Source organism: Mesorhizobium sp. M7A.F.Ca.ET.027.02.1.1 (assembly GCF_004022985.1).
Lineage (GTDB): Bacteria > Pseudomonadota > Alphaproteobacteria > Rhizobiales > Rhizobiaceae > Mesorhizobium.
Window position 1 is genome coordinate 1 of the sequence record NZ_RZOL01000884.1, and the last position, 662, is coordinate 662.

The 662-nt window shown below is 62.4% G+C and carries 2 protein-coding genes; both read left to right on the forward strand.

The window, feature by feature from the left end; genetic code table 11:
- The first annotated feature begins 15 nt into the window (after positions 1 to 15).
- On the forward strand, positions 16 to 372 hold the full coding sequence (locus tag EN749_RS36800) for a metalloregulator ArsR/SmtB family transcription factor (protein WP_128365109.1): 357 nt from the start codon (positions 16 to 18) through the stop codon (positions 370 to 372).
- On the forward strand, positions 369 to 662 hold a 294-nt coding region (locus EN749_RS36805), incomplete at its 3' end, for an SRPBCC domain-containing protein (protein WP_189368048.1). The genes EN749_RS36800 and EN749_RS36805, both read left to right, overlap by 4 nt.

The following is a 662-nucleotide window of genomic DNA, read 5'->3' on the forward strand; positions in this document are numbered from 1 at the left end:
CCTCAGGACCAACCAATGACAAGCCTTCAGACCACAACTCCGAGCCCTCCGCCGATCGACGGCATCTTTCGCGCTCTTGCCGACCCGACGCGACGCCGCGTTGTCGAGCGGCTGAACCGCAGTCCCGCCTCGGTCAGCGAACTCGCGCAGCCTTTCAAGATGGCGCTGCCGTCCTTCATCGAACATCTCAAGATTTTGGAAGGCTGCGGGCTGGTGCACTCGCAAAAGACCGGCCGGGTCAGGACCTATCAGCTGGCACCTGAGCCGCTGAAACTCGCCGAAAACTGGCTGGCCGAACAGCGCACGCTTTGGGAGCGCCGCCTCGACCAGTTCGACGCCTATGTGATGACCCTCAAGGAGACAGAAAAATGATCTATCCCCTCAAGCCGGATACCAGGCTGGACCTCGTGCTGGAGCGCGTCATCGATGCGCCGCGCGAATTGCTGTGGCGCGCCTTGACGACGCCGGAGCACGTCAAGCAATGGTTCACGCCGAAGCCTTGGATGATCACCGACTGCGAGATCGACCTCAGGCCGGGCGGGCTGTTCCGCACGCGCATGCAGTCGCCCGACGGAACCGAGGTCAACGACCGCCATTGCTGCTATCTCGAAATCGTGCCGAACGAGCGGCCGGTAACCCGGCAACAATGCATCCGTCCACAC

Bases quoted from the DNA above. Each gene is read 5' to 3' on its own strand.
- EN749_RS36800 (WP_128365109.1), top strand. From the start codon at position 16: ATGACAAGCCTTCAGACCACAACTCCGAGCCCTCCGCCGATCGACGGC.